6 protein-coding genes and 2 pseudogenes are annotated in these 7,562 nt (G+C 68.9%); 4 read left to right on the plus strand and 4 right to left on the minus strand.

All coding sequences use genetic code 11. The features are described from left to right. The 3 genes and pseudogenes from ACRDUX_RS11405 to usfY all read left to right on the plus strand — a co-directional run. A pseudogene (locus ACRDUX_RS11405) lies at positions 1 to 239 on the plus strand (ABC transporter ATP-binding protein); the annotation flags it as partial. After that, positions 239 to 2,929, plus strand: coding sequence for a fumarate reductase/succinate dehydrogenase flavoprotein subunit (locus ACRDUX_RS11410; protein ID WP_526413922.1), 2,691 nt, complete (start codon positions 239 to 241; stop codon positions 2,927 to 2,929). The pseudogene ACRDUX_RS11405 and the gene ACRDUX_RS11410, both read left to right, overlap by 1 nt. Before the next feature lie 54 nt (positions 2,930 to 2,983). Next, the gene (usfY, locus tag ACRDUX_RS11415; RefSeq protein WP_526413924.1) at positions 2,984 to 3,292 is read left to right on the plus strand and encodes a protein UsfY; all 309 of its coding nucleotides are present in this window, start codon (positions 2,984 to 2,986) and stop codon (positions 3,290 to 3,292) included. 30 nt (positions 3,293 to 3,322) lie between these two features. On the opposite strand, the gene ACRDUX_RS11420 is transcribed toward usfY, so the two are convergent. Beyond that, positions 3,323 to 3,652 (minus strand): GNAT family N-acetyltransferase, encoded by a 330-nt coding sequence (locus ACRDUX_RS11420; protein WP_526413926.1) that lies wholly within the window; start codon positions 3,650 to 3,652, stop codon positions 3,323 to 3,325. A gap of 58 nt (positions 3,653 to 3,710) precedes the next feature. Here ACRDUX_RS11420 and ACRDUX_RS11425 point away from each other — a divergent pair, with 58 nt between their 5' ends. Next, positions 3,711 to 4,166 (plus strand): carboxymuconolactone decarboxylase family protein, encoded by a 456-nt coding sequence (locus ACRDUX_RS11425; RefSeq protein ID WP_526413928.1) that lies wholly within the window; start codon positions 3,711 to 3,713, stop codon positions 4,164 to 4,166. Here ACRDUX_RS11425 and ACRDUX_RS11430 read toward each other — a convergent pair. The 3 genes and pseudogenes from ACRDUX_RS11430 to ACRDUX_RS11440 form a co-directional block, all read right to left on the minus strand. Beyond that, positions 4,163 to 5,017, minus strand: coding sequence for a pyridoxamine 5'-phosphate oxidase family protein (locus tag ACRDUX_RS11430; protein ID WP_526413930.1), 855 nt, complete (start codon positions 5,015 to 5,017; stop codon positions 4,163 to 4,165). The two genes, ACRDUX_RS11425 and ACRDUX_RS11430, sit on opposite strands and share 4 nt — an antisense overlap. A gap of 21 nt (positions 5,018 to 5,038) precedes the next feature. Further along, positions 5,039 to 6,745, minus strand: coding sequence for an exodeoxyribonuclease V subunit alpha (gene recD, locus ACRDUX_RS11435; protein ID WP_526413932.1), 1,707 nt, complete (start codon positions 6,743 to 6,745; stop codon positions 5,039 to 5,041). A 56-nt stretch (positions 6,746 to 6,801) separates the two neighbouring features. Beyond that, positions 6,802 to 7,562: pseudogene (locus tag ACRDUX_RS11440) on the minus strand (exodeoxyribonuclease V subunit beta); the annotation flags it as partial.

The following is a 7,562-nucleotide window of genomic DNA, read 5'->3' on the forward strand; positions in this document are numbered from 1 at the left end:
CTACCATGCAGCGCCTGCTCATCGACACCTGGCGGGCCCACCCGACGACCGTCGTCTTCGTCACCCACGACGTCGACGAGGCCCTGCTCATCGGCGACCGGATCGCCGTCCTCGGCCGCGCAGGCCAACCGCTGCGAGCCCTGATCGACGTGCCATCACCCCGCGACCCGTCCGTCGCCCGCAGTGCACTGCGCGCCGACGTGATTGCCGCCCTTGACCATTCGGAGTTGATCAGCTGATGCAGATTCCCGATCTCGACGACGCCGTCCGCATCGACTGCGACGTGCTCGTCATCGGCGGCGGCACCGCAGGGACGATGGCCGCGTTGACCGCCGCCGAGCAGGGCGCCCAGGTGCTGCTGCTGGAGAAGGCCCACGTCCGGCATTCCGGCGCGCTGGCGATGGGCATGGACGGCGTGAACAACGCCGTGATCCCCGGCAAGGCCACCCCCGAGGACTACGTGGCCGAGATCACCCGCGCCAACGACGGAATCGTCAACCAGCGCACCATCTATCAGACCGCGACCCGTGGCTTCGCCATGGTGCAGCGGCTTGAGCGCTACGGCGTCAAATTCGAGAAGGACGAGCACGGCGAGTACGCGGTGCGCCGCGTCCACCGGTCCGGGTCCTACGTGCTGCCCATGCCCGAGGGCAAGGATGTCAAGAAGGCGCTCTACCGCGTGCTGAGGCAGCGCTCGATGCGGGAGAAGATCCGCATCGAGAACCGGTTCGTTCCGGTCCGTGTGCTCACCGAGAACGGCAGGGCGGTCGGCGCGGCCGCCTTGAACAGCCGCACCGGCGAGTTCGTCGTCGTCGGCGCCAAGGCCGTCATCCTCGCCACCGGGCCATGCGGACGTCTCGGGCTGCCCGCATCCGGATATCTCTACGGCACCTACGAGAACCCGACCAACGCCGGCGACGGCTACTCGATGGCCCTGCACGCGGGCGCCGAGCTGTCCGGAATCGAGTGCTTCCAGATCAATCCGCTCATCAAGGACTACAACGGGCCGGCGTGCGCCTACGTCGCGAACCCCTTCGGCGGCTATCAGGTCAACGCGCAGGGCGAGCGCTTCGTCGACTCCGACTACTGGTCAGGGGCGATGATGGCGGAGGTCAAGAACGAGATCGAATCCGCGCGCGGCCCGATCTACCTGAAGGTCAGCCATCTGCCCGACGAGACGCTGAGCACGCTCGAGGGCATCCTGCACACCACCGAACGCCCCACCCGCGGCACCTTCCACGCCAACCGCGGGCACGACTACCGCACCCACGACATCGAGATGCACATCTCCGAAATCGGGCTCTGCGGTGGGCATTCCGCGTCCGGGGTCTGGGTCGACGAGAACGCCCGCACCACCGTGCCCGGGCTGTACGCGGCCGGCGACCTGGCCTGCGTGCCGCACAACTACATGATCGGCGCGTTCGTGTACGGCGAGCTGGCAGGCGCCCACGCGGCGTCGACATATGTTGACGCCACCCGACCGGATGTCCTGCCCGCGGACCAGCTCGCCGCAGCGCACGAGTTGATCTACCGCCCGTTGCGTCACCCCGACGGGCCACCGCAACCACAGGTCGAATACAAGCTGCGCCGCTTCGTCAACGACTACGTGGCACCGCCCAAGACGGCCGCGAAACTGTCGCTGGCCGTACAGACCTTCGAGCGGATGCGCGACGAGGTGGCAGGCATCGGTGCGACCACGCCGCACGAACTCTTGCGAGCGGTCGAGGTGTCCTTCATCCGCGACTGCGCCGAGATGGCCGCCCGGTCGTCACTCACCCGCACCGAGTCGCGATGGGGTCTCTACCACAACCGCAGCGACCTGCCCGACCGCGACGACGTCGACTGGCGCTACCACCTGAACCTGCGCAAGGCCGACGACGGCACCATCGAATTCCTGAAGCGGCCCGTCGCGCCGTACTTCGTCCCTGTACCCGGGTTGGACGGATTGCCCAGTGGCGAAACTGAATCCATCCCGGTGCGCCAGCCCGACCTGGTCGGTGGGCAGGCGCCGGCCAGCGACGTGTCGCGCGTCGTCGACGGCACGGCCGTTCAGCCGCCGTCACCGCGGATCGCGGCCGTGCTGGCGCTTGACGAGCCGAGCGTCGACGACCTGGCCCCGTACCTCGCCGACGCCGACCCGGGAGTGCGGCGCACCGCCGTCGACGTACTGACCGAGCATCTCGCCGACGGCTACGCGCCCGCGCTGCTCGCGGCGCTGAGCGACGAGCACGTCGAGGTGCGGCGCGTCGCCGCCGATGGCGTCCGTGAACTGGTCGAGGTGCTCCCCGAACCGGGCGCCATCGAGGCCGTGTTGGACTCCGAGGACGCGATCGTGCGCAGTGTCGCGGTGTACGTGCTCAGTGCGCGGCGGGCGGGGGAGGCCGGCCAGTACCGGCACGCGCTGACCGACCGCGACCATCGGGTGCGGATCGAGGCGGTGCGAGCCCTGGTGTCCGTGGACGACGCCGCAGGAGTCGCGGCCGCGAGGACCGACGCGAACCGCGAGGTGCGCATCGCCGTCGCCAACGGTCTCGGCACCCTTGGCGCGGGCGCGGTGGCCGTGCGGACTCTCATCGACGATCTCGACCCGTTGGTGCGGGCGGCTGCGCTGGCGGCCATGGGCTCGGTCGAGTGGGGTGACGAGGACGGCAAGACCGTCGAACGTGCACTGGACGCGTCGGCCTGGCAGATCAGACAGGGTGCCGCCCGCGCGCTGGCCGGGGCGCCGTCGCCGTCGGCCGCGGTACCGCCGCTATCCCGGGCGCTGGTCGATCCGCACCTCGACGTGCGCAAGGCTGCGGTGCTGAGTCTGACCAGGTGGGCCGCCTCGGAGGCGACTGCGCGCGACGCGCTCACCGGTGCGCTCGAGGACGGCGACGCCGACGTGCGGGCATACGCCAGGCAAGCACTGGCCACCAGCGTCATGTGAGCCAGCTCACAACGAGCGTATACTTGGTCGTCTCTCCACGGAAGGGAGATGCACATGAAGAGCGCGCATCGCGATCCCGTCGATCACTCCCGGACCACGCAACAGCACGCAGGCGAATCCTTCATCGACACCCTGTGGCTACCCGGTCTCTTCCTGATCGGTCTCGGCACCGTGACGATCGCCGGCTTCATCGCGGCCACCGCCTACGGCCACCCGGAGCTCCAGCTGCCGCTCGGATTCATCGCGGGCGCACTGGTGACGGCCGGGGGCATCCTCATCGCGCTGGAACACCACCGCGTCAAGCGAGTCGAGGCGCGCTGGCTGACCGAGCACCCCGACGGGCACCCGCACCTGCGCATGTAGGTCCCTGACCTTCAGGCCCACTGTTCGGAGTTACTCCAGCGAGTCGAGGATCGCCTTCGTCGGGCGGTCCACGACGCCTTCGAACTCCGGATGCTTCTTCACGTATGCGACGACGGTCGGGCACACCGGCACGATGCGCAGTCCCTCGTCCCGCGTGGCCGCCAGCGCCTCGGCGATCACGATGGTGGCAAGCCCGCGCCCGCCGAACGCCTCGTCGACCTCGGTGTGATAGAACACCCGCTTGCCGTCACGATGGGCAAAGGCCGTGAGGCCCACGGTCTTTCCGTCGACGGCGACGGTGAACCGGCCGTCCTCCTTGGTGACGGTGACGGGCTCGCCAGTCTTGTCGGTCAGGGTCACGGCATTCCTTCCGCTGCGTACGATCGGTCCGACAGTACTCCCGAGGCGAAGGCGCGTGATGGACACCGAGCACCTGCACATCGACAAGCAATCGCCCGAGGCCTACAAGTCATTGACCGGGATCTCCACCGCCGTCATGGCAACGGCCAAGGAGGCGGGCCTGTCCCGCGAGCTCGTCGAGCTGGTCAACGTCCGGGTATCGCAGATCAACGGCTGCCCGTCGTGCCTTGAGGTGCACCATCGCCGGGCTGTCACGGCGGGCGTCACCGACAAGCAGCTCGCCACGCTGTCGGTCTGGCGCGACACCGCACTGTTCGACGACCGTGAGCAGGCCGCGCTGCGGCTCGCCGAGATCACCACGACGCTGCCCGAGCACGACACCGCCGAACGCGAATACGCCCGCGCGCGAAAGGTGCTCACCGACGACGAGCTGTCAGCCGTCATCTGGGTGGCCACCGCCATCAACGCATTCAACCGGGTGTCCATCCTGAGCAGACATCCCGTGAAGCCCTAGCCCTGCAGTTGCAGCGCTGGCGCCAAGCTCGCCACCACGTCGTGAACGCCGAACTGAATGCGGCGCTCGTCATCGAGCCACTGCACTGTCGCCGCACCGGAGAGCTGAACCGTGCGGCCGGTGGCGAAGTCGATGAACAACAGTGCGGCGGCGGGATCGACCGCAAGGTTTCCCAGGCTGTTGAACATGTTGTTGCCGGGAAAGTCAGGCCACGACAGCGCATCTGCGTCGGCGCGCACGAACCCCGCGGGTCCACCGCGATGAGACGCGTCGTTGCCGAATTCGGGATGGGTGGTGCCGAGGAAGAACGTGTCCGACGAGCGAACCTGGTCGACGTCGTCGAGCTCCAACGCGTTGCCTCGGTGGATCAGCCGGGCTTCGTGGATCTGCTCATCGGGCGACGGGAGCCGCGGATGGATGTATTGAGGGCAGTTGCCGTAGGCCTGTACGACGTCCACTTCGAAGCCGTTTTCGCCCGCGGCGCTCAACGTTCCGTTGATCCGGAGCCGACGACGGGCGGCGAAGTCCATCACGATCAGGCCGACCGGCTGGTCGCCTGGCAGTCCGTGCAGCGGATCCTCTGGGTGGGGCGTAGTCCCGATCAGTAGCCTCGACGGTGAAGCCACCGCAAGGAATCCGGCCGGACCCACCAGCGGCGCCGTCCACAGCCGGCCGTCTCGATCCCGCGCGGTGAGCGCCGCGAACGTGGCGCCTGCGAGGAACCCGGCGACGCCGGCCCGCAATCCGCCGCGCTCGACCATCGTCGACAGCCTGGCGGCCTGCCTCTGCACGCCGGCCCGACGTTGGACGGCCAACTCGCCAGAATGAAACCCCGTAGCGACCTCAGTCACGACAAGGTCAACCCCAGCGGCCTAAGCGGAATTCCCCGTGGCACCCCGCAGGCGCAGCGCCAAGCCCGTCGCCCGCACCGCACGCTTCTCGATCGCCGACCGCACCTCCTCGGCCGAGCCCACCACCCGCACCTTCGACTTGGCCCTTGTCACCGCCGTGTAGAACAACTCTCGGGTCAGCAGGCGCGACTCGACCGGTGGCATCAGCACCGTCACCTCGGCGGCTTGCGAACCCTGACTCTTGTGGATCGTCATCGCGTACATCGTTTCGAGCTCCGGCAGGCGACTGGTCGCGAACGCCCGCGGCTCGCCAGCACTGGCGATCGCGGCCCGCAGTCCGTCCCCACTGGCCACCGTCACGCCGGTATCGCCGTTGTACAGGCGCAGGCCGTAGTCGTTGGCGGTCACCAGCACCGGCCGCCCCGCATACCAATCCGACCAGATCGGCTCGCCGGTGGCCTCGGTGAGCCATCGCTCGACCTGGTGGTTCCAGTGCTGCACACCGTACGGTCCGCGCCGGTGCGCACACAGCAGCCGTTGCTCGTCGAGTGTCGCCAACGCCGCCCGGGCGTCACCGAGGACAGCGGCCTGTCGCAGTGCAAGCGCCTGCGGCAGAAGCACTTTGCGCAACGGCACCGACGGGTCTTCGTCGTCGATCCACTCGATGTGATCACCGCCGGACCGCAGCACCTCGAGTGCCGCGTCGGCGTCGCCGGTGCGGATCGCCGACGCCAGCGCGCCGATCGACTCGCCGAATCGATGCGGCGTCCGCAGGGCCACCACCGGTGAACCCTTCCCGGCGCCAAAACCGTCGACCAGATCGGCCAGCACCGCGCCGGCATCGACCGACGCCAACTGATCCGGATCGCCCACCAGCAGCAGCCGGGATTGTGGGCGCACCGCCTCGAGCAGCCGGGCCATCATGGTCAACGACACCATCGACGTCTCGTCGACCACGACGACGTCATGGGGCAGCCGGTTGCCACGGTGATGGCGGAAGCGCGACGAACTGTCGGGACGGCTACCCAACAGGCGATGCATCGTGGTGGCCTGCAGCCCCGAAAGCCGCCGCTGGTCGACCAGTTCGAGCTTGTCGATCTCGAGCTGCACCGCCTCCTGCAATCGGGCCGCCGCCTTTCCGGTCGGTGCCGCCAGCGCGATGCGCAGCCGTGACCCCGACCCCGACTGTCCGGCGAAGAGCGCCAGCAGTCGCGCGACGGTGGTCGTCTTGCCGGTGCCCGGGCCACCCGTGAGCACCGTGAGCCGTTGCGACAAGGCGATTTCGGCGGCCTCACGTTGCTCCTCGTACCCGGTGGGGAAGAGGCGCACGATGTCGGCCGCGGAATCGACTGTGTCGACTGTGTCGACGGCGCGGCGGGACACCATCGCCCGCAGGTCGTCGGCGACCTGCTGCTCCTCCCGCCAGTACCGGTCGAGGTAGAGCAGATGCTCCTGGCGGCGCAGGACGTGCGGCGCTTCGAGCAGCGGACTGGCCCACACCGCCGCCAGCCAGTCGTCGATCGCGGGCCATGGCAGGTCGGCGACGTCGACCTGGGCCTCGACCGACCGCAGATCCAGGCAGACCGACCCCGCGCGCAACCCCCGCACCACCAGGGCGACGGCGAGCATCACCCGTTCGTCGGTCTCCTTGGCCAATGCGCTCAGGCGCTGCGCGACGAGCACATCGGCCGAGTCGACGACCGAGGCGTCGTTGAACGCCGCCAGCAGACCCGTGGCCCCGACGGCCCTGCGCCAATTCGCGGTGTCGACCGGTTCGACGGACGTCACGCGGCCGCCTTCCCCGCGTCGAGCAGCTCGGACATGGCCACGATCAGCGATGCCGGAGGCTGCCAGTCGAAGACGCCTGCGGGATGGCCGTCGACCACCGGGGTGTCCGGCCCGCACATGCCGCGCACGAACAGATAGAGCACCCCACCCAGGTGGCGTTCGGGGTCATATCCCGGCTGTCGCCAGCGCAGAAAACGATGCAGCACGACGCTGTACAGCAGGGCCTGCAGCGGATAGTCGGAGTGCAGCATCGCCTCGATCAGCCGGGCCCTCTCGTAGTCGGCCGACGTCAGCGAACCGTCGCCGTCGCCGAGCCAGTTGGACTTGTAGTCGACCACCACGTAGCGGTGGTGGTCGCCGTCGTCGGAGGGGATGCGCAGCACCGCGTCGATCGACCCGTTCAGGTAACCGCGCAGCGGCTGGTTGCCCAACGCGTCACCGCTCAGCCGCTCGGCATAGGAGGCCAGCGGGTCGTCGGACGCCAGATGTTCGGCCACCAACCGTCCGACGTCCCGCAGGTGAATCCGCGGTGCGGTGGCTCCGAGGTCACCGCCCGCAAGGGGGAACTCGAAGTCCATCTCCCGCAACCGGTCTCGCAGCCCGATCTGGCGCAGTGTCAGGTTGTCGGCGAGCGGACCCAGCGGCGTGTCGTGCATCGGCACCAGTGCGGCAGCCAGGTCGGGCGCGGGAACGTCCACCGGCCACCACACCGAATGCTCGCGGACCTGCGCCTCCAACTCGGCGGTGAGATCCGACG

It is taken from the genome of Mycobacterium sp., from assembly GCF_050701675.1.
In the GTDB taxonomy this organism is placed as follows: domain Bacteria; phylum Actinomycetota; class Actinomycetes; order Mycobacteriales; family Mycobacteriaceae; genus Mycobacterium.